Annotated in this window: 28 protein-coding genes; 17 read left to right on the forward strand and 11 right to left on the reverse strand. The window is 66.1% G+C overall.

Annotated elements, in window-relative coordinates:
• The first annotated feature begins 2 nt into the window (after positions 1–2).
• The 5 genes from B0G83_RS08940 (at position 3) to mobF (ending at position 9,941) form a co-directional block, all read left to right on the forward strand.
• Complete coding sequence (locus tag B0G83_RS08940) at positions 3–2,597, forward strand: hypothetical protein (protein WP_146120193.1); 2,595 nt, start codon at positions 3–5, stop codon at positions 2,595–2,597.
• Positions 2,598–2,673: 76 nt separating this feature from the next.
• Positions 2,674–3,123: a hypothetical protein gene (locus tag B0G83_RS08945; RefSeq protein WP_105507068.1), complete on the forward strand. Its 450-nt coding sequence runs from the start codon at positions 2,674–2,676 to the stop codon at positions 3,121–3,123.
• A 258-nt stretch (positions 3,124–3,381) separates the two neighbouring features.
• Positions 3,382–5,952 carry a type IV secretion system DNA-binding domain-containing protein gene (locus tag B0G83_RS08950; protein ID WP_105507069.1) on the forward strand — a complete coding sequence of 857 codons (2,571 nt, stop codon included), beginning with the start codon at positions 3,382–3,384 and terminating at the stop codon, positions 5,950–5,952.
• Between the two features lie 89 nt (positions 5,953–6,041).
• A complete protein-coding gene (locus B0G83_RS08955; protein ID WP_105507070.1) occupies positions 6,042–6,410 on the forward strand; it encodes a hypothetical protein in 369 nt (122 codons plus the stop codon).
• 132 nt (positions 6,411–6,542) lie between these two features.
• Entirely contained in the window at positions 6,543–9,941 is a 3,399-nt protein-coding gene (mobF, locus tag B0G83_RS08960) for a MobF family relaxase (RefSeq protein ID WP_105507071.1), read from the forward strand.
• Positions 9,942–10,002: 61 nt separating this feature from the next.
• Here the strand turns inward: mobF and B0G83_RS08965 are convergent, their stop codons facing one another.
• Both B0G83_RS08965 and parA read right to left on the reverse strand, forming a co-directional pair.
• Positions 10,003–10,443, reverse strand: coding sequence for a hypothetical protein (locus B0G83_RS08965; protein ID WP_146120194.1), 441 nt, complete (start codon positions 10,441–10,443; stop codon positions 10,003–10,005).
• Positions 10,444–10,453: 10 nt separating this feature from the next.
• Positions 10,454–11,161, reverse strand: a complete 708-nt coding sequence (parA, locus tag B0G83_RS08970; RefSeq protein WP_105507073.1) for a ParA family partition ATPase — start codon at positions 11,159–11,161, stop codon at positions 10,454–10,456.
• A gap of 389 nt (positions 11,162–11,550) precedes the next feature.
• Here parA and B0G83_RS08975 point away from each other — a divergent pair, with 389 nt between their 5' ends.
• Positions 11,551–12,057 (forward strand): hypothetical protein, encoded by a 507-nt coding sequence (locus tag B0G83_RS08975; RefSeq protein ID WP_105507074.1) that lies wholly within the window; start codon positions 11,551–11,553, stop codon positions 12,055–12,057.
• Between the two features lie 57 nt (positions 12,058–12,114).
• Here B0G83_RS08975 and B0G83_RS08980 read toward each other — a convergent pair whose 3' ends face one another.
• Entirely contained in the window at positions 12,115–12,546 is a 432-nt protein-coding gene (locus B0G83_RS08980; RefSeq protein WP_008647852.1) for a hypothetical protein, read from the reverse strand.
• Positions 12,547–13,048: 502 nt separating this feature from the next.
• Here B0G83_RS08980 and B0G83_RS08985 point away from each other — a divergent pair.
• The 10 genes from B0G83_RS08985 to B0G83_RS09030 all read left to right on the forward strand — a co-directional run bounded on the left by B0G83_RS08985 (position 13,049) and on the right by B0G83_RS09030 (position 18,558).
• On the forward strand, positions 13,049–13,441 hold the full coding sequence (locus B0G83_RS08985) for a hypothetical protein (RefSeq protein ID WP_105507075.1): 393 nt from the start codon (positions 13,049–13,051) through the stop codon (positions 13,439–13,441).
• Between the two features lie 21 nt (positions 13,442–13,462).
• Positions 13,463–14,215, forward strand: coding sequence for a hypothetical protein (locus B0G83_RS08990; RefSeq protein ID WP_105507076.1), 753 nt, complete (start codon positions 13,463–13,465; stop codon positions 14,213–14,215).
• Positions 14,216–14,270: 55 nt separating this feature from the next.
• A complete protein-coding gene (locus B0G83_RS08995; RefSeq protein ID WP_069745000.1) occupies positions 14,271–14,504 on the forward strand; it encodes a hypothetical protein in 234 nt (77 codons plus the stop codon).
• Positions 14,505–14,561: 57 nt separating this feature from the next.
• Positions 14,562–14,816 (forward strand): hypothetical protein, encoded by a 255-nt coding sequence (locus B0G83_RS09000; RefSeq protein ID WP_105507077.1) that lies wholly within the window; start codon positions 14,562–14,564, stop codon positions 14,814–14,816.
• 575 nt (positions 14,817–15,391) lie between these two features.
• Positions 15,392–15,895 (forward strand): hypothetical protein, encoded by a 504-nt coding sequence (locus B0G83_RS09005; protein WP_146120195.1) that lies wholly within the window; start codon positions 15,392–15,394, stop codon positions 15,893–15,895.
• Between the two features lie 43 nt (positions 15,896–15,938).
• Positions 15,939–16,418, forward strand: coding sequence for a hypothetical protein (locus B0G83_RS09010; RefSeq protein WP_105507079.1), 480 nt, complete (start codon positions 15,939–15,941; stop codon positions 16,416–16,418).
• A 76-nt stretch (positions 16,419–16,494) separates the two neighbouring features.
• Positions 16,495–16,815: a hypothetical protein gene (locus B0G83_RS09015; protein WP_105507080.1), complete on the forward strand. Its 321-nt coding sequence runs from the start codon at positions 16,495–16,497 to the stop codon at positions 16,813–16,815.
• Between the two features lie 660 nt (positions 16,816–17,475).
• Positions 17,476–17,805 (forward strand): hypothetical protein, encoded by a 330-nt coding sequence (locus B0G83_RS09020; protein WP_105507081.1) that lies wholly within the window; start codon positions 17,476–17,478, stop codon positions 17,803–17,805.
• A gap of 57 nt (positions 17,806–17,862) precedes the next feature.
• Entirely contained in the window at positions 17,863–18,201 is a 339-nt protein-coding gene (locus B0G83_RS09025) for a hypothetical protein (protein WP_105507082.1), read from the forward strand.
• Positions 18,202–18,264: 63 nt separating this feature from the next.
• Positions 18,265–18,558 carry a hypothetical protein gene (locus B0G83_RS09030; RefSeq protein WP_105507083.1) on the forward strand — a complete coding sequence of 98 codons (294 nt, stop codon included), beginning with the start codon at positions 18,265–18,267 and terminating at the stop codon, positions 18,556–18,558.
• A gap of 90 nt (positions 18,559–18,648) precedes the next feature.
• On the opposite strand, the gene B0G83_RS09035 is transcribed toward B0G83_RS09030, so the two are convergent.
• The 6 genes from B0G83_RS09035 to B0G83_RS09060 all read right to left on the reverse strand — a co-directional run bounded on the left by B0G83_RS09035 (position 18,649) and on the right by B0G83_RS09060 (position 23,709).
• Positions 18,649–19,824, reverse strand: coding sequence for a DUF3396 domain-containing protein (locus B0G83_RS09035; RefSeq protein ID WP_105507084.1), 1,176 nt, complete (start codon positions 19,822–19,824; stop codon positions 18,649–18,651).
• A 9-nt stretch (positions 19,825–19,833) separates the two neighbouring features.
• Complete coding sequence (locus tag B0G83_RS09040; RefSeq protein WP_105507085.1) at positions 19,834–20,571, reverse strand: VRR-NUC domain-containing protein; 738 nt, start codon at positions 20,569–20,571, stop codon at positions 19,834–19,836.
• Complete coding sequence (locus B0G83_RS09045; RefSeq protein ID WP_105507086.1) at positions 20,568–21,089, reverse strand: PAAR domain-containing protein; 522 nt, start codon at positions 21,087–21,089, stop codon at positions 20,568–20,570. Before B0G83_RS09045 ends, B0G83_RS09040 begins: the two co-directional genes overlap by 4 nt.
• A gap of 188 nt (positions 21,090–21,277) precedes the next feature.
• A complete protein-coding gene (locus B0G83_RS09050) occupies positions 21,278–21,973 on the reverse strand; it encodes an SOS response-associated peptidase (RefSeq protein WP_105507087.1) in 696 nt (231 codons plus the stop codon).
• Positions 21,974–22,046: 73 nt separating this feature from the next.
• A complete protein-coding gene (locus tag B0G83_RS09055; protein WP_105507213.1) occupies positions 22,047–22,424 on the reverse strand; it encodes a helix-turn-helix domain-containing protein in 378 nt (125 codons plus the stop codon).
• Positions 22,425–22,704: 280 nt separating this feature from the next.
• Complete coding sequence (locus B0G83_RS09060) at positions 22,705–23,709, reverse strand: hypothetical protein (RefSeq protein WP_105507088.1); 1,005 nt, start codon at positions 23,707–23,709, stop codon at positions 22,705–22,707.
• A gap of 331 nt (positions 23,710–24,040) precedes the next feature.
• On the opposite strand from B0G83_RS09060, the gene B0G83_RS09065 reads away from it, so the two are divergent.
• Positions 24,041–25,744, forward strand: a complete 1,704-nt coding sequence (locus B0G83_RS09065; RefSeq protein ID WP_105507089.1) for a hypothetical protein — start codon at positions 24,041–24,043, stop codon at positions 25,742–25,744.
• A gap of 47 nt (positions 25,745–25,791) precedes the next feature.
• Here B0G83_RS09065 and B0G83_RS09070 read toward each other — a convergent pair whose 3' ends face one another.
• On the reverse strand, positions 25,792–25,974 hold the full coding sequence (locus B0G83_RS09070) for a hypothetical protein (RefSeq protein ID WP_146120196.1): 183 nt from the start codon (positions 25,972–25,974) through the stop codon (positions 25,792–25,794).
• A gap of 36 nt (positions 25,975–26,010) precedes the next feature.
• Positions 26,011–26,598 (reverse strand): hypothetical protein, encoded by a 588-nt coding sequence (locus B0G83_RS09075; RefSeq protein WP_105507091.1) that lies wholly within the window; start codon positions 26,596–26,598, stop codon positions 26,011–26,013.
• Positions 26,599–26,682 lie beyond the last annotated feature (84 nt).

A 26,682-nucleotide genomic window follows, 5' to 3' on the forward strand; every position in this document is an offset into this window, starting at 1 on the left:
ACGTGAAGACGATCGCACTGGCGGTACTCAAGATGCTGGGCGTTCCCAAAGCCCAGCCCCCGAAGTCAGCAGAACCCCAACCCGTCCAGCCCGTCTTTCCGTTGACGGAAGACCGTGCCCTGGCACCCTTTATCGTTCCCGCCGAGATTGACCTGACCAAACCGATGGCGGGTCAGGTGCTCCTGGCGTACACCAAGCCGGGCTCGGCGGACGGGAAGAACCCGCCCGTCGAACTCCTCCTGACGTTTCGAGACGCGACCACCTCGGTCGCCGTCTTGGGCGGCACCGGGACGGGCAAGACCACCGGCGCCGGCATTCCGCTGCTGAAGCGGCTGCACGACGCACGCGTGGCCATGCTCGTGACCGACGTGGTGAAGGGCGACTACGCGAACGTCTGCCGACGCCTGGACCGCACCGTGATCCTGGGACCGGCCAGCGACACCATGCCCTGCAACCTCCTGGCGGGCTGGTCCGACCAGAAGCTGCGCGACTTCCTGACGCTGTACAGCTCCAAGGTGAAGGGCGGAGAGGCTTACTGGGGGAGCGAGGGCGTGACCGACGCGGTGCTGATCGCACGGTTCATCCGGAACGTGGAGCGCCGGGAGCCCACCTTGGCGGACCTGTTCCACTACCTCAACGAGCCGTTGAAGTTCGTGGCGCGCTACAAGCTGGCCCATCGGTTCCAAGCGCTCTACACCACCGACGAGCAGCGCGAGGCGGCGGCGGACACGCTGGCGGCGCTGCGTTCCCGGGAGACCGGGGCTTACGTGTTCTCGATGCTGCACTTCGCCAAGGACCCGTCGGCGAAGAAGGGCAAGACCACGGACATCATCACCCAGGTGGGCAGCGCATCCCCGACCAAGGTTTCGATGGTGACGACCGACGACGCCAAGATTTTCGAGCAGTACGCTTGGCACGTGGCCAGCCTGCTGACCATCACCCGTCCGTTCTACGAGAACCCGAAACTGCGGCGGGCCTTCTGCGCGGACGTGGCCACCGGGATCGACTGGTTCGACCTGGTGTACGTACAGCAGCAGTTCATCGTCCTGGAAATGCCCACCCACACGTACGGCGACGCGGCGCTGTTCGTCGCCGAGATCCTCCGGATGCAATACCACGACGTTATCCGGTCCTCGCAGGACTTCCGGGACGCCCTAGTGGTGGAGGGCAAGCGCGTGGTGTACGGCGTGGACCGTTTCACCGGCGAGCTGCACGACGAGTTCCAAAAGATCCTCACGGCGGACGGGTCCAGCATGGACGACTCCAACTGGATCGACATTTCCCGGGGCTACGGCCACATCAACATCGTCCTGACCCAGAGCATCACCTCGCTGCACGGCAAGGCCAGGAACCACTTCGCGGTCGAGGCCTTCGTCCAGAACTGCTGCAACGTGGTGTGCCTGCCGACCATCGACGAGCGCACGCTGCACTACGTCGAGACCTTGGCCGGGCGCGCGGCGACCACCGTGCGCGAGCACCTGGTGACCCGCACGGGCCGCGAGGCGTTCGTCTACTTTGCCAGCGCGTCCATGAACGGCGGCGACACCTGGTCGGGCCTGGTGGAGATCGGCACCTCGCGGTTCCCGCACATGCGGCACACCGTCATGCAGGAGATCATGGGTCGCCCGACGCTGATGCGCGCGGCGACTACTGTTCCGGTTGCGCCGATCGAGGAGACCCGGGTTCCCCAATCGACGGACGAGATCACCGGCCGGGTGTTTTGCGTGACCACGGCGGCGATCAACTCGGACGGGTTCCTGGACTTCAAGAAGCGGTTGACCAGAGGCGGCCATACGATCACGGACACCGTCCGGATGAAGGCGGCGAAGGAGGGCGTGGACTCCAGCGGCCACCTGGCGGAGGCGCTGGACCGGCTGGACGCGCTGTATCTGAACAAGGGCGACATCGTGGCGATCGTGCGCGGCGGCGGGGACGTGAAGAACGGGCAGTTCGACACCTACAACGCGCCGGACAGCGTGGCGGCCCTGGAAACCCTGCGCGAACGCGGGGTCTTCGTGGTGGTCGGGGTCGGGCACAGCGCCAACGACGACTGGGCGATCCACCGGGCGTGCGACCACGTGTGCGACGTGCCCTACCACGCGGGCGAGGTGGTGGCGCACCTGCTCGACAAGCTGCAGTCGGCGTCGAACGAGGCGAACGTGGTGCTCGCCCGGATGGGCGGTATCACGCTTACCAAGGGCGTCGCCAGCGACACGCCGGAACCGCAACCCAAGCCGCTGGTGAAGCCGTTGGTGGGCGACCAGGCAGAGGCTGCGGCGGAAAGCGCGCCGGCCACCGCAGCGGTCGAGGAACCCATCGACCCGCCGTGGGACCCGCTCCCGCGCGTCGGGGCGGTGCAGAACGTCCGGCCGGCGGTCCAGCCCGATCCGTTCGACGAACCCGGCGCCCCGTCCGTGTCCAGCCCCGTGGCGGCCCGTGCGGCAGCGGCACCGTCCGTTTCGGCGGAATCGCCCCGTGCCCTGGCACATGCTAAGGTGAAGAAGCCGAGCTGGTACGCCGGGGTGGGCTCACGGGACGACCAGGACATTCAGCGGATCATTTCCGAGCTGGACGACCCGGTCGACGGCAACGACTGACCACCCACCGGCAGGGCGCCCGCTCCCGCGTCCTGCCGGTTCGACCCGGGAGCGTACCTGTACAGGAGGTGTTGCGATGGGCATGTGGAAGAGCAGCGAGCAGGAGGGGCTGTCCGAGGTGCCGACGGAGGGGGAGAGCCCGTCGGTGGTTGAGCTGGAGCACAACCTGGCGGCGCAACTGGGCACGTTGCCGGAGGGGAACCGGAAGGCCACCGCGTCGTTGCTGCTGAACGCGATTCGGACCCGGTCCACGGTCGTGCGGATCCGGGCGTTCGTCGCGATGGGCAAGGAGCACTGGATGGGCCACGACGACCACGTGCGGATCACGCGGGCCCGGTGGCGCTACTGGTCGTTGCCGCGCGACGTGGTGGGGCGCCACGACGAACCGATGACCGTTCAGGACGTGTCCGAACCGTCCGATCGCCAGGCGGAGGAGAGCTGGGCCCACCTGCTGGTGCGGTGCTACGCGCTCCCGATGGGGGTGATCGTGCTGGTGGCGACCCTCGGCTACCTCGCGCTCCGCTGATCCCGCCTTGGTACGGCTGAATCCGTGCCAGGGCACACCTCCCTCCCGTGACACCCCCAACCCCATCCCGGCGCGGGGGCTGGTTTCAAAACCCCTGCTGACGCCCGTTTCCGGCGACCGATGCTCGGCCCGGGCCCATGGGCGTCAGCGGGATCGCCCGGTCCCGACCGGGTGGGGTTTCACCGCCTCCGGGGGTAACTTGCGTAACGCTCCGCGGCGGCTACCCTGGATCTTCCCATACGGCAGGAGGACCAGGGCATGGCCAAGATCGTTCACTGGGCGGCGTTCAAGCCGCCGGCCAACCTGGCACCCGACCAGCCGTACCGTTTGATCGGCAGCGCCGTCGTAGGTGGTGCGGTCATCGGGACCGTGGCGGGGGCTGTGTCCATGGCCGTGGAATGGTTGGTCGCGACCAAGACCGGCGCTCTGGGCGGTGTCAGCCACATGGGCCTGGCCAAGCACGCGCTCTACTGGTTTGAAACCTTTCTGCACCGCGAACTGGGCAACCACCCGTTCGCTGACAACGTGGCCGCCTACCAGGCCGGGCTCGACCAGATGAACTGGTGGTTCATTAAGGGGAAGGCGGCGCTGGCGGCGGTGCCTGGCCTCGCGGTCGGCGCTTACATCACCGCGAAGATGAGCACGATCTACTGCAACAGCCGGCACCTCACCGGCATGCAGTTCCACGACGGGAAGGATGCGGTGAAGCTCGCCGAGCAGGCGGTGCTCGAACTGAACGGCGACCAGCCCCCGTTCCTCCCGCTGCACCCGGGCCTGACCTGGCTCAGCCAACAGGCGTGGAGCACGTCGGCGATCATCATGGGCGCTGCCGGCGCCGGTAAGAGCGCGATCCTGGCCCACCTCACGTACGAGGCGATGGTCCAGAACGTCTTCATGGTCATCATGGACGCCAAGGGCACGCAGTCCCATGTGATCCAGACGATCAACAAGAAGCTCGGGCGCTCGTCGGCGAACGTGGCGACCATCAGCCCGTTCTCCGACCGCGATGCGGCTTGGGACATCGGACGAGACCTCGTGCGGGAGGAAGACGCCACCGTGTTCGCCAACGCGTACGTGCCGGCGTCGAAGGACCCGATGTGGTCCGAGGGCGCGCGGGGCATCCTGCGGGCCATCGTGTTGGCGCTGATCGTCGAGTACCGCGTGGCGTGCGCCCGTGCGGAAGAGCTGGGCGTCGAGAAGCCCAAGCCCTGGCACTGGGGCCACCTCTCGTTCCGGATCATGTCGGCGATGAAGGACATCTACGCCTGGGCGGCGGAGCACGACCCGGGGACCGCCCAGCTCATCGCCGACTACGAGAAGAGCAACACGGTGAAGAGCTTCGAGGTCACGTTCCGCACGTTCTGCCAGGACATCCACAAGCTGGGCAAGGCGTGGGGCGAACCGGCGGAAGGTCAGCCGAAGCGCCGTCGCGTGTCGCTGCGGCTGTTCGTCGACCGGGTGGAGCGCAAGGGCCGCAAGGGCGTGCACCAGATCGTCCTGCGCAACAACCTGGAATACAAGTCCCTGACCAAGGGCTACCTGCTGGCGATGCACGCGTTTCTGACGGCGAAGATGCTCAGCCTGAACGACAACCCTACGGACGGCACCGGCCGCACGCTCCTGTTCATGGAGGACGAGTTCACCAGCCAGGGCAAAAAGGAGTCGATTTTCGACGCGCTCGAACTGGGCCGATCGAAGGGCATGGTCCACGTGATCGCGGTGCAGACTGAGGACGCGTTGATCGAGCTGTACGGTCAGGAGGGCCGGGGCCGGATCTCGGGCAACACCACGATCAAAATCCTGGGACGGGCAGCGGCGCCGGAGATGGGCGCGCAGATGGCCGCCAACTTCCCGAAGCGCACGGTGCAGGTCACGCACCCGGGGCGTCCTGCGGCGAAGGGCCAGCCGGAGACCCCCACCACCTACGAGAGCGTCGAGGTGCCGGTGATCCGTCCGGAGGTGTTGTCGTCCACCCGGGACATGGGCAAGCAGCGCGCGTCCTGGCTGGGCAGGCGCCCGGCCGGCATCAAGGCGGTGGTGCGGATCGGCGCGGACCTCTACCACCTGTTGTGGCCGTTCATCGAGAAGGACAAGATGCCGTCGGCGTCGGACGCGAGCACGCCCCCGTTGGCCGCCTGGTTGGTGGGTGGAAAGGTGCCGGCGTTGAGCGACTACAAGCCGATGATCCAGGTCGAGAAGCTCAAGGCGGACCGCGACGCGGCAGCAGCAGCGACCGCCGAGATTCCGCCCGCCACCACGAGCACCGCTTCCGGTGGTGTGGACCTCGACGCGATGCTCGAGGGGAGCATGGCCACCCAGGGCGAGCGCGGCCCCGAACTCACGGGATCGAGCGACCCCGATTCGACCACTACCCTGGCGTACCGCCCGCTGTCCCCGATGGAGCTGTACGAGCTGGAAATGCAGCGCAAGAAGGAGACGGTGGTGGAGACCGTGGAGGTGGACGTCGAACGCGACAGCGAGGAGTACCAGCACGCCATGGTCGACGCCGCGAACCTGCAGCGGGAGCAGGAACGCCGCGGGGACTGGCACGACCCGGGCGAGATGGACGAGTCGGCCTCCCTCCTGCTCGAAGCGGTCGCGGGCCAGGTGGCGGAGGCGGTGATCCCCGGTGGGCACCTGGTCCTGGAAGGCTTGAAGCTCGCCGAGGGCGCGCAGGGCCCGGCGAAAAACGTGGAGAACGTGATCGACAACCAGACGGGCGAGGTCCGCACGGTGACGGTGGTCGCGCCGAAGAAGCAGATCACCACCGTCCGGCAGGTGTCGGTGCGCACGCAGGCCCCGGAGAACGAGCCCGAGCGCTCGCTCTGAGGCGGGTCGAAAAATCCCCGGGTGCGGGGTTGACGCGCCTGGGGGACCCGCTAGGTTTGGGTACATCCCAACCACCGACGGAGGCGACCATGGCCACCTGGCATCTCATCAACCTGTTCCTGCTGGGCGTCGTCCTGCTGCTCAGCGTGGCGAGCCTTGTGGTCGAGTTCAACCCGAACCAGGAGTACGGGGTCGACACCGACGACGTGCAGCGCATCGTCAGCATTGCGGCGTGCAGCGTGGTCATGGCCTGGTTCAGCCACGGGTGGTGGCAAGCCCCGGTGTCCGTGGCCCTCCTGGTCATCGCATTCTTCACCTACGCATTTCTGGAGAGCGACGTTCGGGCGCTGCGCAATCGGAAGAAGCGCGTGGCCGAGGCGTGGGCCAAGATCCGCGCCGGTCAGGAAGCCCACGAAAGCGCTGCGCAGCATCCGGACGAGGCGACCGAAACCGACTGATCCAGCGGGGCGGGCTCGCGCATGGGGGGCGCTTGACGCCCTCATTTTCGTCAGTAACCTGGATCCAACTCGGCGATTTTGGCCTTCGAACCATCCGTGCCAGGGCACAGACATACTATATAGGAGGGAAGCATGTTTACGTCGACGTCGCTGAGCCCGAAGGGCCATGACAAGAACGGTAACAACATCATCAACTACTTCATGGCGAAGGAGGCGGTCTACTACATCACCGCGGACGGCAAGGAGAAGAACCAGACCGCCTGGTTCGGAAAGGGGGCTGAAGCGCTTAGTCTTACCGGGCACGTCGACCGGGACATTCTGCTGAACCTCCTGAACGGCAAGCTCCCGGACGGGACGAAGGGGGTACAGAACAGCAGCAAGCGAGGGCGCCGGGCGGCGAACGACTTCACGGCGACCGCAGAGAAGGGCGTGTCCATGTTGATAGCGGACCCGACCAACTCGCCGGAAAAACGTGAGGCGATCGTCGAGGCTCATCAGGAAGCGGCTCGGGCGGCCATGCGGTTTGTCGAATCGGAGATCTACACCCGCGTCGGACAGGGCGGTAAGGTGGTTGTCCGCGACGTGGGCATGATCGCGGCCGAGGTGACCCACTTCACAAACCGGGATCTGGACCCGAACCTGCACACCCACTTCATCATCATGAACATGGTTCATTGGACGGATGAACACGGTGAGCAGCACATCACCACGCTCGAACAGAGCACGCTGCTGGCGATCAAGCATGCAGCGGGGGCGGTGTACCGCAACGAGTTGGCCCATCGAATGCAGGAGATGGGTTTCCAGGTCAACAAGCACCTCCAGCTCAATGCGAAGGGCCGTGAGACGGGCGATGTCTTCTACCGCATCGCCGGCATCGACGAGGTGAGCCGGAACGCGCACAGCAAACGTCGTCAGGCGATTCTTCAGTACATGGAAGAACACCCCGAGGTCACCGAGGACCAGGCCGCCGAACGCACCCGCAAGGATAAGAACGAGCCGTCCATCCAGGAGCTGCGGGAAATCTGGACGCAGGAGTTTGAGGAGCGCCGCCGCAACAACCCGGACGCTTACCAGTCCGTCGACCAGTTGCTGGCACCCGGCGTGGTGTCGAACTTGGGCCACAAGGACCTGGAACCCGTGAAGGGCCAGGAGAAGCAGCAGGACATGACCCCGAAGTCGGACGACGAGATCCTCAAAACCGTCCACGTAGCGTCGTCCCTGTTCAACCGCTACGAGCTGATGAAGCAGGTCGCGTTCGAATACGTGGGCCGGCTGGACATGCGCGGCGTGATCGAGAAGACCGACGCCATCCTGGACGACGTGAAACGCGTCCTGGCGTTCGAGCACGACCCGAAGACCGGCATCGCACGGTACGCCTCCCAGGCCATGGTGGACCTGGAGGCCGGAATCATCAAGAAGGCCGGGGCTCGCGCTGACGAGCAGTCCATCCGACTGACCAAGGAGCAGGTCGACGCCGGTCTGGCGAAGTTCCAGGCGAAAAACCCGGGCCTGAAGCTCAACGCCGAGCAGGAAGGCAGCGTCCGCTACATCTGCTCGGACACGGGGGGCTGCGCGATCATCTCGGGACGTGCCGGCACGGGCAAAACCACGTCCTTCACTGCCACGAAAATCACGTGGGAAGAAGCTGGGGGCAAGATCATCGGCGTGTCCGAATCCTGGAAGGCCGCCAAGAAGCTGCAAAGCGAGAGCGGGGTGGAGAGCTACTCGACCCGCACGACCCTGCACCGGATCAAAAACGGCAAGCTCCCGCTGGACAGCAAGACCATGCTGATCATCGACGAAGCCGGCATGCAGACCTCCCAGAGCATCGCCGAAATGCAGGACTTGTGCGACAAGGCCGGGGCGAAGCTCGTGCTCATGGGCGACCACCTGCAGTTGCAGCCGGTGGGGGCCGGGTCGGGCTTCCGGATCATGCAGGCACGCATCAAGGAGCATGCGCTCAAGGAGATCCGCCGGCAGCGCGAGGAGCGCGACCGGATCACCGCCAACATGCTGTACGACGAGCGCGACGGCTCCAGGATTTTCGCGCGATACCTGGCCAACGGTCACATCCGCACCTCGGAGACCGAACCCGAAGCGCGGGCCCTGCTGGTGCACGATTACTTCAAGACCGAGGGCCTGGGCGAGCCGGAAACCGTCAAGCTCATGGTGGGTGGTGAACTGCGCGACGTGGACATGTCCGTTCGTGACAAGGTGGTGTTCGGCGTGGGCGACAAGGCCTTGGGCATCCACGCGAACGACACCGGCGTGGTGAAGGGTATGGAGCTGAACGAAAACGGTGAGGGGTTCCTCGTCGAGGTCGAGGTTACGCCCGCCGATCTGAACCAGAAGAAGCACACGGTGTCGATCGACACCTCCCAGTTCAACGATTTCAACCGGGACTACGCGCAGACCATCGTGATCTGCGGGACCAACCGCGAGGTGCAGCAGATGAACGAGGACATCCGGCAGGGGTTCAAGGAGCGGGGGCTCCTGGGCGAGGACCAGCGCGTGCGGCTGATCGTCAACGACGAATGGCGGCAGGAGATCGTGGCCACCGGTGACAAGGTGCTGTTCACCGAAAAGCACGACGACCTGGGCGTGTCGAACGGCGAGGGTGGGATCATCACCCAGCTTCGACCGTCCGACGACAAAAAAAGTCACCTGATGACCATCCGGTTGGTGTCGGACATCCCAGAGCAGAACGGGCGCTACGTGTCGTTCGACACCAAGGACTGCCCCGACGTCATGCTGGCGTACGCCGGCACCGTCCACAAATCCCAGGGCCAGTCGATCGACAAAGTTCTCCACTTCGTCGGTCCGGCTGGTTTGCACATGGTGAACAACCAGTCGGCGCTCGTGGCGATGACCCGGATGAAGTCCGAGTACGGCATCTACGGCCTGGACGAGGACCTGCTGGGCACCATCGACGAGGACGGCACCCGCCGCGGCGGGATCGCCCAGGCCCTCACCGAGCAGGCGCTGAACGTCACCACGATGGATGTGAAGCAGATCACCCGCGAGGAGGCGAAGGAGATCCGCCCGCAGCAGCGTGGGGCGTCCCGTCGTCTCGAACCGATCAAGATCCCTGCTCATTTGGTGGAGGCGGAGCAGGCCGCGGCTCGGACCGAGGAACGCGAGGCGCTTAAGGCGCGCGGGATCTCTCAGGCGGCGGAGAACGAGGAAGCGTCGCGCCGTCGTCTGGGCGGCGAACCGCAGCATGCGGCGGAGCTGCGCGCCCGTGACGCGGTGAACGAGCGCGAGGCGACGGCCACCCAGGCGCAAAGCGGGTTCGTGGCGTCCATGACCCAGATCAACGCCCGCAAGGCAGCGGCACGGGCCGCGTACGAGGCACGGCAGAAGGCGGAGGCCCTGGCGGTGGCGAAGCGCGCAGCGGAACAGGCGGTGCAGCAGGCGGCGACCCGTGCGCTCCCGCCGACGCCGGCGCAGGAGCAGCAGCGCAAGCTGGAAGCGGATCGCAGCCTGCGCCGGGAGCGGGATTACGACTACGAATACGGGCGTTCCCGCTGATCGTCCGCCCCATGCAAAAGGCCCGGTTTCCCGGGCCTTTGTCGTACAGGGGCGGTGCGCGTCAGCGACGGCGCGCGCTGGCCATCAGCCGCTCGATCAGCCCCACGGTCACGTCGGTGAGGCGGTGCCCGTCGGCGCTGACCTTGGCCTTCACCTGGCGGTAGAGCGGCGTGGGCAGGTCCAGGCTCAACCGTTCCCGGTCCTCGGTGGGCGCGACCGAGGGCACGGTGACGGTCACCGTTCCGGCGAGCCAGTCCTCCAGCAGCCCACGGAACAGCGTCGTGAGCGTGGACCCCGACGCCTCCGCCCGTGCTTCGACGAACCGCTTGTGCGCGATCGGCAGACGCACGTGGAACCGGGTGCTCCCTGCGGCGTTGTTTCCCTTGCGTTCCTCTTCGGGGGTGCGGACCAAGCGCAGCGCGGGCGGGGGCACCACCACGGCGGGCTTCTCGTCCTGGGCCTTGCGGGCGCTGGGGCGTTGAAACGAAAGCGTCGTTTTCACAGGCACCCCCTCACGCCGCGGCCAGGCCGGCGCGGTCGGTGCCATGGCACGTCGCCAGCATCGCCAGGACCTCGCGCGCCACACCGCGCATTTCGGCCTGGGCCTGCGCGTCCGAGTGCTGGAACACCGTCACCCCGTTGGCCGCCGCTTCGACGTAGCTCTTGCGGGCGTGCATCACCGTGTCCAGCACCGGGATCCCCGTTTCCTGCAACGCTTCCCGGGTCAGGCGGGCTAGGCGCGAGCGCGGCGACGCCTGGGTGATCAGAAACGCGGCTTTCGTGCGCCCGTCCGTGATGTCCATCCGGGTGCGCACCAGGTCGACCAGCTTGGCGTTGGCCCACATGTCGAACGCCGACGGCTGGATGGGCAGCAGCACGAAATCGGCGGCACGCACGGCGGCGATCGTCGCCGGGTTCGAGGCCTCGATCCCCGGGCAGTCGAACACCCGCAGATCGCGCGGCTCGCGCACGGTCGCCAGGAACTGGTCGAGCGTGGGGCGCGGGCATGCCAGCACCGGGAACGGACGGGCACCGGCGCCGGCGGCCTCGTGCCATTCGCTCGCGGACATCTGGGGGTCCAGGTCGAAAAGCTGCGCGTCGAATCCGGTGCCCAGCTCCACGCCCAGCTCCTGGGCGATGGCGTCCGGCAGGTTCACGCACGTGGTGGTTTTGCTCGTACCGCCCTTGGTGCTGCATGCAACGATGGTCATCGGTTTCATGAGGGTATCCTTGTTTTTGGGTGTGCCGTGGCACGTCTTAACCGAAACGGAACCGTGCAGTGGCACGGATGAGTCGCATGTAACCACGGGTACGGATATGATGTCAACATGTGCCGTGGCACGGATTAACATGTTCCGAAAGCCTTGAGGGGAAAGGGATTGCCGGAAATGGCGGGTCCGCGTCGCGTGTACGTGAGCGGGAACCCGTGGGTACGCGATGATGGCCGAAGGCGGAGGGATCGGGTGGTGTCCGAGGTTTTGACGCCACGCGACGGTGAGACCGTCATCGTTACGTTTGCAAAAACGGATTTGTGTGCAATCCTGGAAAAACAGTAGGCCCCTGGGCCAGCTCAACCACCTACCCAAACCACCTGTTGGAGGTATTTGAAATGTCGCGTCTTTCGTTGTCGCGTGTGTTTGTTCTTCCCCCGGACAAGGGGCTCGTGGACCTGAACGGCTGGACCCTCGACCAGTGGGACCGGTACGGATTCACCGGCTGGGACGACGGCTGCGCGTCGTACTTCCTGACCCTGCACCCCAGAAACCGGGACATGCCGGCCTGGTCGTTCGGTGATCGGGCGGCGGAGTTCGGCTCGCCCTGGGTCCTGCAACAGGTCCTGCGTGTGCTGTTCGACGTCGACCAGGCGGGCGTGGACGCGGGCTGGTTCGCGTTCAAGCCGGGCATGGCCGAGCGCTTGGCGCAGGATCGGGACACCTACTTCGACCGGCACCCGGTGGCGGAGAACGCCCGGGAGGCGGCGGACGACCTGATCCGCTCGTTCCACGAGGAGGACGCGTCGTTCCAGCCGTACGCGGCACCGCATCCGCTGGACGAGGCGTGGCTGCTGGCCCACGCCCTGGTGGAACCGGCACCGCGCGAGGCGGTCCCGGTATGACAGCGCGTCGGGAGGAGGGCGCACCAAGAACAAAGCGGGCTACGGCCCGCTTTGTCGTTACTGGTGCTCCGCGTTCCAGCGCTGGATCAGCGCGGACGTGACCTCGATCATCGAACAATCGAGCTTCACGCATTGCAGTTTGAAGCGCTTGTACACCTTTTCCGGCAGGTCCGCCACGAACCGCACGCCCACCTTGGCGTTGTTCGGCTTGGGCTGACGGCCCGGCCAGTCGTCGCGCGGCGTCTTGAAGTCCGGCAGCTCGACCACTTCCAGCTCGAACGCCCCGGACAGCCACCGCTCGACCTCCCGGGTGAACGTTTCGGTCATCTGCAGACCGTTCTGCGCCGTCAGGTGCGCGAACGCGTCCTTGTCCTTTTTCCACATGTAGCCGTGGACGCGCTTCACGGGGATGGGCTGACCCCGCGGTGCACGGGTCCGCTTGACAGCCCCCTCGTCGGCCAGGTCCATCGCTTCCGTTGTCGTCGCCATCCCTTGAAATCCCGTTGGTGCTGAAAGCCCGAGCTTCTCAAGATTCGCGGGACGACGCAAGCACTTCTTACGTGCCGTGGCACCCCTTGGGCACGCGCAAGCACCGGCAACAGCAGGGCGGGACCAGCCGGGCCCCTGGTGGGTTCCCGGTGGCCTGGATCCGTGCCACAGCACGGGCAGACCCTACCCCGAACGGCTGACCCCCGAACGGCTCAACGTCCCGCGGCGTTGCTCGCCGCGCCGTGCCGGTCTCCCCCGTGGGCGCGTGGTCCACACCTTTCCGCGGTCGCTGCCCGGTCCGCCTTGAACCGACGTCTAGCCCAACACCGTGCCCCTGGTGGGGCAAGGCACCGCTGCGCTCGTCGTCCTCTCCCGGTCCTTCCCTCCTGGTGGTCGGTCAGGCGTGCGGCATCCGGCGACGGCCTGGCCCCGGGTCCCGGCAGGGCTTGTTCGACGTCAGGCGGCTCCAGACAGCAGAAACCCACGGAAAGGACGAACAGCCATGACCACGACGAACCCACAGACCGGCACGAACAGCGCAAACCGCGACGGTTCCTTCGCCTCCCAGGCTCACCAAACAGCAGGTGTCACGGCAACGGCGCAACCGTTCAAGAACGGGTGCTACGCCACCGAGGTGATCGACGGCACCCCCGAGCGTTTCGACGCCATCGAGATTCAGGGCGTCCGCGAGGAAATCGACCTGATCGACCCGGCGAAGAGCTGCTGCGAGGTGGACAACCAGAACCCGCAGTTTTTCTCCGTCTACCTGCACGAGGTGGAGGGCGGCGTGGCGTGCGTGGCGGACCTTGCGACCCACGAGCTGGCCGTGGCCTACGCCGAGCAACTGGCCGGCCGCTACGACTGGGCGATCTACGACTACCACCTGACCCACTGACCACATTCGAGGACCACGACCATGACGACCACCACCATCTCCGCCGTCTCCCCGACCCGTGGCTGGGTTTTCGACGGCGAGGTGCGCGAGCTGACGATCGACGGCCACACCTACCGTTTCCGGGTCAACGTCGAGAACGACGACGACAAGGGCGCCCCGTGGGACGAGGAGGACGGCCACGGCCCGGTGAGCGACTGGACCACGCGCGACAAGCGCCCGGGCGAGTGGGTCCTTTCGAGCGACCACGGCAGCAAGCGGTTCTACGACGTGGCCGAGGCCAACCGGATTGCGAAGCGTGAGGGCTGGGGCTTGTCCGAGGCGCAGCGTCAGGCGTTGATCGCCCGGCTGGCGAAGGACCGCGTGGTGCGCCGCCCCGTTGGCAAAGCGACCGTGTCCCACCGTTTCGGCGGCCTGATGCAGGAGCACCGCCGCGCGACGGAGACCGTGACGGTCCCCGGGCGTGACCCGAGCAAACCCCTCACCGAGGGCGAGGTGCGCGCCGAGGCGGTGCGTCTGGACTTCGAGCACCTGCGCCGCTGGGCCGCAGACCAGTGGAACTGGGTGGGCGTGGTCGTGACGTTGCTGGGCGACGACGAGGACCTGGACGGCCTCGTGGCGAACGACTACGGGCACGCGTTGTGGGGCATCGAGAGCGACGGCGACGCGTACCTCGAGGGCGTGGCCATCGAGCTGATGACCGAGGCCGCCACCGAGGCGCATCGGGAGACCGAGGAAGCGGCGCACTGGGCATCGCGCGACGTGCAGACCCACTGATTCACCCGGATCCGTGCCACGGCACGGGTCCACCCATCCAACAACGGAGAACACGATGGCACGCAAGAACGCACGCACCACCCGCACGCAGGCCATGCTGGACGACTTCCGCGGCTCCGCCAACGAGGCCCAAATGCTGGCGGGCGTCCTGACGATGGCCCACAAATGGCCGGACGCGGACCGCATCCGGTTTTACCGGACGGTCGACACCACCATGGTCGCCAACCGGTTGATCGAACTCAACCGGCACGCGATCGGCGACGGCACCGCGCCGGCCGCCACCGCCTGACCCCCACGGTCCCCGCGACGGCGGGGGCACCGCACCACCAACCACGAGGACGACCCCATGGCACGCAAGAGCGCACGCACCGCCCGGACCCAGGCCCTGATCGACGGGTTCCGGGGCAACGACAACGAGTTTTCGATGCTCAAGGGCGTGCTTTGCATGGCCCACGGCTGGAGCTACCCCGACACCCAGCGTCTGGGCACGATGATCGACAGCGCGCTGATCGCGCAGCGGATGGACGAGATCAACAACGAGGCCCGGGCCCGCATGCTCGCCGAGCTGGACGCGATGAAGCAGGGCGGGCAGAAGACCTGACGACGGGCGCCCCGCGGTGCGGGGCTGCTGAACGGCGCGGGCAGGCGATTCGGCCACGGATCGCTATCGACGCCACTCCGGTGCTGCATACGCTCAACCGCCGGAGCCCGCGGAACCCAGGGGCGGCCGGGACGGCCTGGTGAGGCGGAACGGCGGCGCTCGAACCGTCCAGCGCGGAGGGCCGCTCCGAGCGGTGAGGCGAAGCATCCGGTCGGTGCTCCGCTGACGTCAACGACCAACCGCTGGGCAATGCAGCGCCCAGCAGCGCCGTGCCAGGGCACGTCGGCGGTGGTGTCAAACGTGGCGCGGTGATCCCTGGGCTCAGGGGTGTTGAAAACGTTCGTTGCTCCCCGGTCCGCCTTTCTCCGACGCATAGGCCAGCCTGTCCACCTGGTAGGGCAAGGGTGCTGCGCAGCGTTGCCACGTCCTCTCCCGTTCCCCTTTCTCCCTCCGGTCGTGCGGCGCGTGCGGCATCCGGTCGTGCCCTGGCCCTGGTGGCCTGTCCGTCCTGGTTATGCGTCAAGGCGGCTCCGAAGAGCAAACGAACTCAACCCACCCTGAGAAGGAGAAACACCATGGCTCACCTTACCGACACCACCGCTACCAACGCACAAGCCACCCCGCGCCGTTCCTCGCGCCCCAAGGCTTCCAAAGAGCAAGTTTCCAACGTCAACACCCAGGAGCAGACCATGACGACCAGCACCGCAGCAGCACCGGCAGCAGACACGACCTTCGCCGACGTGGCGGACGCCACCGCAGGCACGACCGGCACCCCGGGTACGAGCGCTCCCGAAGCGCAACCAGCGGCAGCACCGAAGGCGAGCACCACCGACGGCTACGTCAAGGTCCGCGTGTTCGTCCTGGCGACGACGCAGGACGGCACCCCCGAGTTCTTCACGGCGATGGTCGGCACGACGGCAGAAGAGATCGCCGCGAAGAAGCACCACGGCAAGGCCGCCCGCAAGGCCGCGAACGAGGGCTACAAGTGGCCCATGATGGTCTTCGACCAGAACAGCACCGCTGGGCGTCAGCTCGAAGTCATGGCCGGCCGCCAACGCGATGCGATGAACCGCGCGTAAGGCTTCCCGGCGGGGTGGCGACACCCCGCTGAAGATCAACAGCATGACCACCAACGAGGCGACCAAGCCCATGAAGACGTTCGACATCACCATGACCGTCAAGGTGACGGACCCGAAAGCCCTGCTCGAAGCCGCCATCGCCAGCGCGGTGCGCCCGGGCCCGACGGGGCAGGTGTTCTACGCGAGCCCGGAGGCGGCGCGCGAAGAACTGACGGAGGAGGACGGCACGCCGAACTTCGAGGCGTGCATCCAGGAGCTACTGGACCCGGGCGTGTCGCCGGCGGGGCTGAACATCGAGGAGTGCACCGTCGAGGCGTGGGACGTGCCGCAGGATCAGCCGGACGGCGAGACCGAAACGGCGGACGCGGCGGCGCGCACGGGCGACGATCCCCGGCTGATGCCCCGGGCCGACTGGCAGACCCAGTCGCGCGGCAGCAACGACGCGGAGTACGAGATCTACAGGACGAACGCCGAGTCGCTGGGCTGGCGGGTGAAGTCTTACGACGAGTGGCTCAACAGCTAACCCCAGGCCGTGCCCAGGCACGGCCCGTCCCCGCACGCTACGGTTTGACGGGGACGACCACCACCAGGAGAAACCGATGACGACCAACAGCGCCAAACGCCTGCCGGACGGCACGTACGCGATCCAGATGTACGTGCTGGCGACGAACGCCGAGGGCAAGATGCAGTTCCACCTGACGTGCCTGCGGGGCGTCCCGGAGGAGGACCTGATCGCCGAGAAGCACCACCTGCAGGCGGTGCAGGGCGCGCACGAGGCGGGCCTGACGGGCACGTTCATGGTGTTCGACCAGAACGAGCCGGCCGCGGCACAGCTTGGGGTGCTGGCGCGGCACCAGCAGATGGCCGGTGGCCCCTTGCTGGACCCCAGCCTCTACGTGGACGCGGTCTGGTCCACCTGATCGGAAGCATCCGGCGGCCGGGCGACCGGCCGCTACCAGGTCCCGTTGCGGGTGGGCCTTGGCAGCGGGGGAGCGGAACGCGGGGCGTCCCGCCAACGTCAACACCGCCCGGGGAACCGGGCACGGAACGGCAGGCCTTCGGCCTCGATCGCGGGCACGACGTCATCCCCTGGGCGAGGGCGCGTGAGCGAGCTGCAGGGGCCTCCGGCCCCGGGTGTTCCCCTCGGGTCCGGCACCACCCTCGGACGGGTCCTCGTTCGGCTCGCCCAGCATGACGGCATGCCCGGCCAGGCGTCACGCTGGAGCGCGTTGCAAGGCGTTGCGCCGTGCCTGGGCACGGCTTGGCACCACCACCCCGACCAGCTTTCCACCGTGACCCGGCACGGGCGCACGACCACGGCGTTACGGCATCGCGATTCGTTCCCACGCTGGGTGCGGGTCCATTCCCCTGTTGCGCGACCGCTCCCGTTTCGCCTCCCGACCGACGTGTAGCCCAGCCCGTTCCCCTGTTGGGGCAAGGCACCGCTGGCGCTCGTCGTCCTCTCCCGTTCCCTTCGGGCATGCGGCATCCGGCGACGGCCTGGCCCCGGGTCCCGGGCTGGGCTTTTCCCACGTCACGGCGAAAACGGGAAGCAGAACCCACTCAGCAGGAGAGCAGACATGACCCGCACCCAGCAACGCATCGCGACCACGAACGTCCTGGCCCAGGACGTTCCCTTTTCGATCCCGGCTCAACAAAAAGCAGATGTGGTGAAGCTCGACCGCGACACCTGCCTGCGCTACGACCTGACGGGCGGTCCGGTGTATGTGACTCGCGAGGCTGCAGAAAGCCCATACATCGAGCGGGGGCTGGAGTGGTTCACCGACTGCCCGGGCAGCATCGAGACCGGCATGACGGTGGTCATCGCCCCGGGCCTGGAGTGCCTCTTCGGCTTCGACCCGCACGCCTCGAATCGTGACGCGTTTTTCCTCTACATCTGGAAGAACTGATCCCCGGCCGGGCGCCGCGGCGTCCGGTCCACCCCGACCCCTGACAGACCCACGACCATGACCATCCAGTTCCTTCCCCGCATCACCGTCGAGCTGAGCGCCGACGCATGGGACCTCTACGACAACCCGGGGCGCGACGAGGCGGCGCGCATGCTCAGCACGGCGGCCGGTGAAGCATTGACCCAAGCCTGGGCCTTGATGTCGGGCCTGCACCCAGTGTCGATCATCGACGCGCACCGCTACGCGTTGGAGCAATGGGAGAAGGTGGCCGACCGCCTGGACGGCGTGGGCGCGTCCGACACGGAACCCCGTGCGGTGATGGCGACGCTGGCGCGGGACTACCTGCTCGAAAGCCCGGCCAAGGCGCTGGACCGGCAACGCCGGGCGGCGTGCTGATCGCCGGCACCCAACCATCCCCCCGGGGACGTGCTCCCCGGGATTCATTCGAGGACAACGACCATGACCACCAAGACGACCCGCACCCCCAAGACCCGGACCCTGTACTCGGTCCGCTACTACCGCACCGGCCAGGTCATCGGCACCACCGTCGGGCACAAATGCCGGCTGGTCCCGCTGCGGATCGCGCGACGCATCGCCCGCCGGCTGCGGCGCTGCGGGCTGGAGGTGCAACTGGCGCAGATGGTCGTGCGCGTAACGCCCGAGCAGGTGGGCCACCTGGAACGGCGGTACGGGTTTGCATGGATCAGGGGGAGCCGTGCCTGGGCACGGCTTGACGAGGACCTGCGCCCATGAGAGCCTGGTCGTACAGCAGTGGACCGGCGACCTCCTCCCTCCGGTTCGTTGCTCGAAGGGCCAGCGAAGCGCTGGCCCTTCCCATGGGTGCTACGTGGAACGTCCAGGCAGGCCCATCCGCTCGCGGAGCTTGTTGGTCAGCTCCTCGATCGCGGCGCGCTCGTCGGTCACCTTCGGGGTCTTGTGCAGCTCGACCCACCAGGCGTTGATCTGGTCCTCCGGCACGTCGAACCGGCGCAGCCATCCTTCGGTGGCCACCACGGTGCTCAGGAGCGGGGCGGTGCTGTCGAGCGTCCCATCTTGCAACGTGTCGATCGTGTCGGCCACGATCGGGCGCAACGCCTGGTTCAGGATCACGTACGCGGCCGGGGGCAGGACCGGCTTGCCGGGGCCGTCCGAGATCCCGGTCTCCGGTGCGGCACCCGCCTGGATGATCAGGCCTCCATCGCCCAAGGGCTCGCGGATGAACCAGTCCGGCGGCAGCGCGAGCGACGACGCACCGCCGACCTCGCGGACCAGCTCCGCGTCGAGCGCGTTCAGCCAGTCCACCGTTTTGATCCTGGTGTAGAGCTTGCGGACGTTCGAGCGCATGGGGTCGCCCACGTCGATCCCGGGCCCGAAGCGTCGCGCGTAGAAATACTCGCTGGCTTCGTTGGGCCGGCGACCCATCGGGGGCACGTTCACCGCGAACCCGGCGTGGCCGTGCACGATGGGCAGGGCCTGGGCGAACGCGTTGAACATCGCCTGGAACCGGGCGGGGCGGTGCACGAGGAACGCGCGGGGCACCGTGAAGGAGACCCCGTCCAGACCGCGCTTGCGCTCGGCCTTCCAATCGCTCAGCGCGAACACCGTAAAGTCGTAGAACCCGGTGGCCAGCTTGTGGTCCGCGCTGGTCAGGGCCACGGCCAGGGTCTCGTTCGGGGGCACCGACTTGGCCAGGCGCTCGAATCCCGACGGCTCGTAAGCGGTCGGGTCCTCACCCTCCGCGTAGAGCCAGCGCAGGGGGCCGGTCTTCGACGGTTCCTGGCCAGCGGCCACTTCGCTGGCGTGGTGGTACTCCTCGATCACCGCGCTGTACTGCTCGAAGCAGCTCACCAGGGCCTTGCGGACCTCGGGGCTGGAACCGTTGCGGAAATACAGGACGCCCCGGACCACGAGCGCTGCGCCGGTGATCCCCTTGCGGTGCGGGGGCTCGTAGAGCCCGTAGGGCATGGTGTCCGCGCGGCGCGGATCCTTGGCCCATGCTTCGATTTGATCGTTCGTCATGGCGTCAACTTACCAGAGGGGAGCAGGGAACGGGGCAGGGCCTGGCGAGACCGGCGCAAGCGGTGGGCCTCCCGGCGCGTTGCTGCCACCACCGTACAGCTCGTCGAGGTCGGACTGAGGGGCGCGTTGCTTCGACGAGGACGTTTGCTTTTCCCCGTCGTCGTCGCCGCACCCGCACTCGGTGGCACCGAGGTGGGCGAACTTCGAATGACCGCCCGCGATTTCAACGTAGTCCGCTTCCTGATCCGGACCATACCGGTCCCCGGGGAACTTCATTTCGACGACCGTCTTGATGTTCGATTGTACGGGCGGCTGGGTCGGGTCGTTGACGATCACCACGTCCGGCCGGCGCACGTCCCCGGACTGGTAAGCCTTGCCCTTGCTGGGCCACACGTCCCGGATCCACTGGCGCACGCTCGGGTGCGGCTCGAGCGGGGCGCTGTCGTCCATGATCGGGGACGGCGGGTCCGTGGTCATGTCGTACGGCTGTTCCGGGCGGTATTCCGTCGGGGCACCCGTTTCCATCTTGGACACCTCGTTCGCTAGGCCCAAGCGCTGCTCGACGCACCGCTGCCGCTGTACGCGTCCGGACTTGGTGGCGACCCCGATCTGTCGGCATTTGCAGAACGTGCGGCACAGGACCTCGCGGTCCTTCGGCGAGAGGCGGGACGCGCCGGCGCCGACCTGGGTGGTCTGGCCGTCAGGGCTCATTCCACCGGGCGCCGACCCCGAGGCGTATCCGGTCATGCCTCGGTCCCCGGCTGGTGGAACGACAGGGCCGAGGCTTGGTGCCCTTCGAGCCAGTCGGTGAACCCGTTGGCGTCCGTCTTACCCTGGACCACCCGACCGTCGGAGGCTGTGACGGTGTAGGGATGGCCGGCGAGCGGCTGACGGGTGGCGTCGTCGATCACCTGGAAGCGTCCGCGCTGGGTGGCGTCCTGGCTGGCTTGCGACAGTACGCTCTTGCCCCCGCCGATGGACCCGCCTGGACCGCTGGTGGGTTCCGCGGTGGCGGTGCCCTGGCTGGCGATGAGCGAGGCCCCGCAGGCGGTGGTGTCGCCTTCGGAGGCGACGGGGCGACCGTCGAAGGTCATGCCCAGGTTTTTCACCCCGACGATCGGGTAGACCCCTCCGCACCTCGGGCACGACACCTGGTCACCCAGCAGGGCGAGTGGGCGGCCATCAACGATGTTGGTGGGCGTGCAGGCGAGAACGCGGCCGCCGTGCGAGGTCGTATCGCCTTCACGGATGAACGCAAAACCCATGCAGCATACCTCCCTTCCTTTTGGTCGGAGGAATGTAGCACAGCGGGTTTTCCCGGGGCCATCCTGTCAACCTAGACAGGTATCGCACCGGTGTGGGAAAGTCGCAAACGCGGCGCGAACAGGCCCGGTTCCGCATGGAAGGGCTGCTGCAGCGTGATGAAGGCCGGCATTGTGCCGGCCTTTGTCCGTCAATCGTCGATCGGATCGTTGAACGTGGGGCTGTCGTTCCCGCCACCGCTGCGATTCATCCCGGGCGTCACTTTGTGCCACCGGAACGCTTCCGAGGGCTTCACCGCGTTGTTCGCCAGGTGCACGGCTTCCTCGTAGGTGGTGGCAGGGTCTAGCCACACCTTCGCCTCTTCCAGCGTCAGGACCAACGGGCGCCGATCGTGGATGTCGCCCAGGAGGCCCGAGGCGGCGTCCGTGACGATCACGAACCCGTCGACCACTCCTGGCGAGCTGGGCGGTGGGGCACCTTCGCGCACGCTGGACAGCCCGGCGAAATACGTGGGCGGACCGTCCGTCGTCTGGATGAACCACGGCTGCTTGCGGCCCGGGTCGCCCGTCCACTCGTAATAGCCGTCGCAGGGCACGAGCACACGATGGGCCTTCCACATCCACTTCCAGGCGGAACTGGACGCTTTGTCCAGGCGTGCGTTGATGAGCATTTTTTGCTTGCGCTCGACCGCCCAGGCGGGACGGTAGCCCCACGTTTGCAGACGGGGGCCGTCTGGGGTGATGACCGGCTGCTGGCTCCCGGGGGACACGTTCCAGCTCGGCCGGAAGATGTCCGCGTTACCGCGCAGGCGTGGATCGTTCTCGTCCGTCGCGAGGGGCACCACGTAGAAGAGGTCGCCCTGACCTCGGCTGTACCGTCCGCACATCGCACGACCTCCTGGGGGGCACCGGTTCAGCCGACAGGGTAACGCGCTCGCGCCGGTGCTGCGCGGGTCGGGCTCAGTCCCGGGCGGGGTCCTTCTCTTTTTTCAGGAGCGCCGCCAGGTGGTGGGCGGATTTCAGGACGATCGCGCGCTGGGCCGGGGCCAGCCCTTTCAGCGAGGCGATGAGGGTGCGGGCCTCGTCGGTGGGGTGCACCGAGGCAGAGGTCAGGATTTCCTCGATCGGGACGTCGAGGACGTCGCAGAACATGACCAGCCGTTCGATCGACAAGGCGACCTTCCCGCCCTCGAGGCGCGAGACGCTCTCCTTTTCCAGACCGAGCTTGTCGGCGAGCACCGCTTGGGTCCAGCCGCGGGCGCGACGAACAGCGGCCAGCCGCTGACCGATCCCCTGGACCATTTCCTTGGTGCTCCGCTCGTCAACCGCCTTAGCCAAACCAGAATCTCCCACCACGTCATCGGATGACGTGAAGTGTGGCGTCTGGCCAGGCGTTTGTAGATGACCCAAACTGTAACTGATGACTCAATCTGCATTTTACGGGCGATTTGCGCGAAAAAAAGGTGCAGAAACCCGCGCCCTGGCACGGGCGGCCGGATCGGGACGGGGCGGGGCTGTGAACCGGCCCCACGGGTCGGGTCTGGATTCACCTGGGCAGCACGTTCACCGGGATTGGGGTGAGGGTGCCCTGGCACAGGTTGCCGGCGGCGTGGCGGGATCAGTGCAGGTTGTTGGCGGCCTGCCAGATGGTGGCGAGCTGGGCGTGACCGTGCGCCTTGGCTTGGGCAGCGGCGGCGAGCGCGTTGTGCAGCGGGGGCAGCACCGCGTTGTAGGCGGCGACGGCGCGGGCCAGGCCCTTGCAGGGTCCCATGTCCGGGATCACGTCACCGACCTTGACGGCGCTCCCGTCCAGGCAGGAGCCACGCCACTGGGCGATGCGAGCGTTGAGGGTGTTCTCCGCGGTCGTGGCGTCGGTCTGCACGCGTTCGATCGAATCGTCCGCGATCGAGATCTGCGACTTGTCGACGCCCATCTGACCGACGATGACGCCGGCCTGACCCTGCGCGACACCGTTCCCGGTGGCTTCGAGGCGCTGGGCGCGATCGAGCTTCGCCTGCTCGATGGTCACCGCGTGATCGTAATAGGCCTGGGCCTTGGGCAGGCGTTCGAGGTGCTGGTGGGCGCTCGCGACAAAACCGTTCAGGCTGTCCGTCAGGGCGTTCACCTGGCGGTTGAGCTGACCGACCTGTTGGCCCCGCTGGCGCGCGGCGATGATCGGCTGACCCGCCTGGTTGAGCTGGGTCACCACGGCGTCGAAATCGGAGGGCTGACCCTTGGCGAAGCGCTCGACCCCGGTTTGGGCACCGTTGGCCACCGTGAGGTCGATCCCGCTTCCGGTCACCGTCCCGCTGAAGTCCTGCCCGATGGGCAGGGGCGTTTCCAGGACGGTGAGGGTGAGGCTGTTCCCGTCCACCGAGCCCGACACGTTCGCGCTGCTCGACGTCAGGGTGCCGTCGTTCTTCAGCCCAGCATGGCGGAGCGTGCCGGTGAAACGATGGTCAGGTGTTTCGGTGATTTGGAGGAGGTCGGCCTGGTTGCCGAAGTGGGCGACGTACGACCCGGAAACGGAGCGGTCACCGCACCCGGCGAGGAGCAGGGTGCTCCCCACGATCGCCGTCAGGCACGTGGCCAGGCCCCGGCCTTTGCGTTGCTGGTCCTTCATCCCCGCCCCCGATGTCGATTGTTCCTTCGTGTTGTACGCACAGTATAGCGACAGCGTGCGGCAGAAGGACGCGGATAGGGGGCCTGCCTTGATGCGCAGATACCGATGAACCATCGGCGTATGTGAGCAGGCCCTGACCTACCTGCCCTACTTTGCGGTGCAAAAAGCATCAAGAACTTGGGACTTTCGTGATCGACTAACGGCGGCCCGCGGGCCGCCGTTTTCATATGGCCTGCGGTCTATCGGCCAGGCTGTTGCGCAATCCTGGTAGGCCATTAAACTGGATTCAGCAGTCACATCATCAACCCCTCATCTCCCAAGGATTCACCCCATGGCCTGGAAAGACAAACCGACCACCCCGTCCGAGTTCCGTGATCTCGCCGGCGAAGTTTACGACGACATGCACCTCGGGCAAGAAGAAGAAGCGGTCCGCCAAGCGGCCGCCGGGGGTGAACAGATTCGCACCACTGTCCGGGCCACCAGTCGCAAGAAGACCGAAGAAATCATTATCGAGAGTGGTGCAACGCCCGAGAACGCCAAGGCCATCGTCGGCGTTGCCGTGAAGGATCAAACGCCTCCGCCCAGTTCGCTGTTGTTCGCCCTGATGGCGCGCACGTTGGAGGAACGGAAAGATTTGACCTCCAAGGCCATGCGTTCGCACGAGATGAATCGCTGGATCGACGACGCGAACGGCCAAGATAAAATTTCGATGCTCGATTACAGCGAACTGCTGGAACAAGCAAAAACGGTCGGCGACATCTATACCTGCTTCCTATACGCCTTGAAAGCGTCGAAGCGTGTGTTCAAATCGGAGCTCGGACTCGCGGCTGGTTTATATGCGATGTCTGTCGATTTCGAGCGTGACCTCGAACTCGTCAAGACCGGAAAGGCGCACGTGGGGGTGAGCAACGTTTTCAAGTTGTTGGACAAAGTGATTTCGGACGAGGCTACGCCGAAAGAGATTGACCTTTTCGTGACGTCTCTGATCGCACGAGTCGAAGAGGTCAACATGATGAAGCCGGGCGACCTGCACAAAGCAAGTCGCAATGGAGCCGATGCCAAGGTGTGGTCTCGCACTGCTGATGGCGAACCGCTGCTGATCGCTGGCTACATGACCATGAATGGCACGGCCGAGAAAGCCGAGCAAACCGCCGAATCGCTCACCCGCCATTACCGGGAATACCTGGAACTTCTGAAACAAAGGCCGGGCGCAAAGTTGCAAGTGATCTCCGCAGGATCGACGCCGATCCAAGAGATCGGACGGATGCGCGGCGAGGATGTGAGCCTTCTGGTGACCCAGGCGGATGACCTGGCGGTGATGCGCCATGCGAGTATGCTCTTCAGCGTCATGGACCCTATGCTGATGCAGGATCTGAAAAAGGGGTCAACCCTTTTGACGGCATGGCACTTCGGGGCTGAGGAGATCAACTTCGAAGGGAAAATGGCGCGGGAAATCAAGGGGTCGATCGACCGCCTGATGAAGGCCGGTTACCCTGCGGATGACGAGCGTGGTCGTAAAGTCATGAAACACGTTCTGTTCACGCTGAACGCATGGGCAAGCAACAACCCCGAAACGTTCCCTTACTTCGGAAACCAGAAGGTTATCGACTGGGTAGATGAGTGTCCGATTTTCATGGACAACGTAGAGAAGGCTTTGACGGCCACGTCGGCCCTGCTTCAAGTCCCGAAGGAAAACGCCATTCTTCGGGCTGAAATGAAACGCACAAATCGTGACTCGGCACTTACTCGCCAACATGAAACGAAGACCCCGAAGGGTCATCCGGATGTTGTTGCTGATTTGGAAAAAATCGCCAAGAAAGCAGGCATCCTTGATAAATACCCGCAGGGATCCACCAGCGGGACCGAGCTTCGCAACTTGATCAAAGTCGGGGCGGATTACGCCGTTCGACGATGCGCGGACAAAGTTAATCCCGCCAATCCGCGGACGGAGTGGAAAGCATGGCAGGCGGAGCACCAACTTGTTCAAGATGTGCCGACGGAAACCAAGGTAAAAAACGGGCGTAAGCACCGCTGATTCCAGCCCACCGTCACTACGGCCCACCCACGCGGTGGGCTTTGTCGTTACCGTAGGTCGTAACCGTTCTTCCAGGCTACCCATAGCCACAGGTGATCGCGCAATCCGTCGATCGTTTTTGAGGTGGTCCATGTTTTCCGACCGAGCCGGGCCAGGTCGTTACGCATCTTCGCGAACGTGTGGTTGATCGCGAACAACGGATCGAAACTATCGTCGTGCGGCGTGCTCAACGTCGTGTGCCGCACACCGGGCAGGTTCGCCTTGATCTATTTCCGGTAAGAGGCGTTGCCGTCGGTGGCGATCGTAGCGCTTGGCGCGAGCGCAGGTCGAATCCGAAGCAGAACGCGACGCATGACCTTCGGTCGCTCGTCCACGTGCCACTGGTAAAGCGTCCTGCCCTTGGGCTGATTGCTCGGCTTGCGGGCCACGTCGAACGCCAGCACCTCACCGGTCTTGGCCCGGATCACCATCGGGACGCTCAACTGCTTCATGCGCGAGTGCATGAACGTTTCCAGTTCGTCCATCATCACGTAGGTGGTCTGGATTGTGGCCAGGTGGTCCTTGTGGACGGCCTCGGCCTGTCTCGCCAGGTAGCGGATCTTTCGTGTGATGGTTACTGGGTGGCAATCGAGGATCAGCGCCATCCGGCGGAACGTTACGCCCGAGACCGCCATCTGAAGGATCCGGCGATTCAAGTCCGGCCGGTGGTGCTGCTTGTGCGGCTTGGTCCGAGTTGCGCAGAACGACGTGAGGCAGGTCTTGCACTGGTAGCGAGGCACCTTCTGCCCGTTGTGCTTGGTGACCCGGTAACCCTTCTTCCAGTAGAAATCGGCGGGCGCATCCGTGTGGTTCACGCACGCTTCGTTCGGGCAGGTCGGTCGAGGGTTCCGCATGATGCCCACGATAGACGATGCGGGGCACGATTTCGAGCGGATTTT

Origin of the sequence: Paraburkholderia sp. BL21I4N1 (assembly GCF_002973525.1) — a bacterium.
Lineage (GTDB): Bacteria > Pseudomonadota > Gammaproteobacteria > Burkholderiales > Burkholderiaceae > Paraburkholderia.

What these genes read in the sequence shown, in the direction of transcription:
- B0G83_RS09040 (WP_105507085.1), bottom strand. Translation starts at nt 20,571, where the DNA reads ATGACCGGATACGCCTCGGGGTCGGCGCCCGGTGGAATGAGCCCTGAC.
- parA (WP_105507073.1), bottom strand. Translation starts at nt 11,161, where the DNA reads ATGAAACCGATGACCATCGTTGCATGCAGCACCAAGGGCGGTACGAGC.
- B0G83_RS09010 (WP_105507079.1), top strand. Translation starts at nt 15,939, where the DNA reads ATGACCACCAACGAGGCGACCAAGCCCATGAAGACGTTCGACATCACC.
- B0G83_RS09005 (WP_146120195.1), top strand. Translation starts at nt 15,392, where the DNA reads ATGGCTCACCTTACCGACACCACCGCTACCAACGCACAAGCCACCCCG.
- B0G83_RS08985 (WP_105507075.1), top strand. Translation starts at nt 13,049, where the DNA reads ATGACCACGACGAACCCACAGACCGGCACGAACAGCGCAAACCGCGAC.
- B0G83_RS09045 (WP_105507086.1), bottom strand. Translation starts at nt 21,089, where the DNA reads ATGGGTTTTGCGTTCATCCGTGAAGGCGATACGACCTCGCACGGCGGC.
- B0G83_RS08955 (WP_105507070.1), top strand. Translation starts at nt 6,042, where the DNA reads ATGGCCACCTGGCATCTCATCAACCTGTTCCTGCTGGGCGTCGTCCTG.
- B0G83_RS08990 (WP_105507076.1), top strand. Translation starts at nt 13,463, where the DNA reads ATGACGACCACCACCATCTCCGCCGTCTCCCCGACCCGTGGCTGGGTT.
- B0G83_RS09015 (WP_105507080.1), top strand. Translation starts at nt 16,495, where the DNA reads ATGACGACCAACAGCGCCAAACGCCTGCCGGACGGCACGTACGCGATC.
- B0G83_RS09060 (WP_105507088.1), bottom strand. Translation starts at nt 23,709, where the DNA reads ATGAAGGACCAGCAACGCAAAGGCCGGGGCCTGGCCACGTGCCTGACG.
- B0G83_RS09020 (WP_105507081.1), top strand. Translation starts at nt 17,476, where the DNA reads ATGACCCGCACCCAGCAACGCATCGCGACCACGAACGTCCTGGCCCAG.
- B0G83_RS08975 (WP_105507074.1), top strand. Translation starts at nt 11,551, where the DNA reads ATGTCGCGTCTTTCGTTGTCGCGTGTGTTTGTTCTTCCCCCGGACAAG.
- mobF (WP_105507071.1), top strand. Translation starts at nt 6,543, where the DNA reads ATGTTTACGTCGACGTCGCTGAGCCCGAAGGGCCATGACAAGAACGGT.
- B0G83_RS09035 (WP_105507084.1), bottom strand. Translation starts at nt 19,824, where the DNA reads ATGACGAACGATCAAATCGAAGCATGGGCCAAGGATCCGCGCCGCGCG.
- B0G83_RS09000 (WP_105507077.1), top strand. Translation starts at nt 14,562, where the DNA reads ATGGCACGCAAGAGCGCACGCACCGCCCGGACCCAGGCCCTGATCGAC.
- B0G83_RS09065 (WP_105507089.1), top strand. Translation starts at nt 24,041, where the DNA reads ATGGCCTGGAAAGACAAACCGACCACCCCGTCCGAGTTCCGTGATCTC.
- B0G83_RS09030 (WP_105507083.1), top strand. Translation starts at nt 18,265, where the DNA reads ATGACCACCAAGACGACCCGCACCCCCAAGACCCGGACCCTGTACTCG.
- B0G83_RS08980 (WP_008647852.1), bottom strand. Translation starts at nt 12,546, where the DNA reads ATGGCGACGACAACGGAAGCGATGGACCTGGCCGACGAGGGGGCTGTC.
- B0G83_RS08995 (WP_069745000.1), top strand. Translation starts at nt 14,271, where the DNA reads ATGGCACGCAAGAACGCACGCACCACCCGCACGCAGGCCATGCTGGAC.
- B0G83_RS09025 (WP_105507082.1), top strand. Translation starts at nt 17,863, where the DNA reads ATGACCATCCAGTTCCTTCCCCGCATCACCGTCGAGCTGAGCGCCGAC.
- B0G83_RS08950 (WP_105507069.1), top strand. Translation starts at nt 3,382, where the DNA reads ATGGCCAAGATCGTTCACTGGGCGGCGTTCAAGCCGCCGGCCAACCTG.
- B0G83_RS09050 (WP_105507087.1), bottom strand. Translation starts at nt 21,973, where the DNA reads ATGTGCGGACGGTACAGCCGAGGTCAGGGCGACCTCTTCTACGTGGTG.
- B0G83_RS08945 (WP_105507068.1), top strand. Translation starts at nt 2,674, where the DNA reads ATGGGCATGTGGAAGAGCAGCGAGCAGGAGGGGCTGTCCGAGGTGCCG.